The sequence below is a fragment of the Pseudomonas sp. genome (assembly GCF_026224925.1).
Lineage (GTDB): Bacteria > Pseudomonadota > Gammaproteobacteria > Pseudomonadales > Pseudomonadaceae > Aquipseudomonas.
The window spans coordinates 1-1,588 of record NZ_JAMFRV010000460.1; the positions used below are offsets into that span (position 1 = coordinate 1).

General features: G+C 59.9%; 3 protein-coding genes. All 3 read right to left on the reverse strand.

The features are described 5' to 3' along the window. Positions 1-183 (reverse strand): DEAD/DEAH box helicase (locus M0974_RS19790; protein WP_297840564.1); only part of this gene is annotated, 183 nt, incomplete at its 3' end. Between the two features lie 251 nt (positions 184-434). Beyond that, positions 435-1,052: a hemolysin III family protein gene (locus M0974_RS19795; RefSeq protein ID WP_297840570.1), complete on the reverse strand. Its 618-nt coding sequence runs from the start codon at positions 1,050-1,052 to the stop codon at positions 435-437. 117 nt (positions 1,053-1,169) lie between these two features. Beyond that, on the reverse strand, positions 1,170-1,588 hold a 419-nt coding region (locus M0974_RS19800; protein ID WP_297840567.1), incomplete at its 5' end, for a cytochrome c.

Here is a 1,588-nt window from a genome sequence, read left to right on the forward strand (position 1 = left end):
ATGCAGGATGGGTAAGGTGAAACCGGCGGTCTTGCCGGTGCCGGTTTGTGCGCCGGCGAGCAAATCGCCGCCGGCCAATACGGCGGGAATGGCCTGACGTTGGATCGGCGTCGGCGTGGTGTAGCCCAGATCGGCCACCGCCCGCAACAGGGGTTCGGCAAGGCCAAGGTCGTTAAATGACATGAATTCTCTTATTAAGTAGTAGCTGCCCGTCGCCGCGAGGGCGCCAGTCATGAGCAGATGGGAGGTGCCTAAGTGGCGTGGGTCCGCTGACTGAAGGCGGACCATGATGAAGACAAACCGTGTCAGGAATGAATGCGGGCTGCGCAGCGCTATTCGCGCCGCACGCCATCCACACCCAGCCTGTGCCTATGCTTAGCGCAGTACGCCAAATGGCAACTGCGCGATGTAACCGTTGCGGCGCTCGCGTAACGTCAAGCGACGTACCGCACGATGCTCACAAACTGGCACAAGCTTCCTGCGAGGACAAACAGATGCCAGATGCCGTGCCCATGGCGTATCCGTTCGTCGTTGATAAAAAAATAAATCCCTGCGCTGTACACCAGCCCGCCCGCAAGCAACCAAGCGGTGCCAGCCGGCGGCAAGGCTGCCAGCAATGGGCGGGCAGCGATCAACGCCAGCCATCCCATCAATACATATAGCACCATTGAGACCGCTCGGGTGCGCCGCCCTAGTGTCAATTCCTGGACGATGCCGAAGATCGCCAAGCCCCAGATGATCCCGAACAGCGACCAACCCCAAGGGCCGTGCAATGTAACTAGCGCGAACGGTGTGTAACTCCCGGCGATCAGCAGATAAATCGCTGCATAGTCGCATTTCTGGAGGATGGCCTTGGTGCGGCCCCGGGTGAGATGGTACAGCGTCGAGATACTGTATAACACAACCAGCATCGCCCCGTACAGGCTGAAGCTGACGATCTTCCAGGCATCGTGCTCGTGCGACGCGAGCAGCACCAGCGTGATCAGCCCCGCGACAGACAGCAGCGCGCCGATCAGATGGGTTGCACTGTTTAACCGTTCACCAGCATACAAGAGGGTGGGCCCCGGAACATGAAACGTCACGACCATACGCAGACGGCGCCAGCGTAAACCACGCGCGGCGCCGTCTGACCAAACTTCAAAGAACGCGAATCCAGTTAAAGATCGTGCTCAATCCATCGGGGTCGAGCGCAGCTCGCTGACCTGCTGCGGCGAGACGGCGCTCGCGTTATTACCCCACGAATGGCGGATATACGTGACGACTGCAGCCACTTCGCGATCCGACAACGCTTGCGCGAACGGCGGCATGCCGACCGGGCTCGGGTTGCCGCTCGTGGATGGCGGGTAACCGCCATTGAGGACGATGCGGATCGGATTGAACGAATTTTCCATAACAATCGACTTGTTCTGCGCCAGCGGCGGGTAGTTCGGCGGTGCGCCCGCACCGTTAGCCTGGTGGCAGGTTGCGCATTGCGCCACATAAACGTGCTCGCCTTCGCGCAGCAATTGCTTGCCGAATTCATCCGAGACTTCAAGTTGCAGATGGCTCGGAGCCGGATCTTTCTGCGGAAGCGCCTTCAGGTACACCG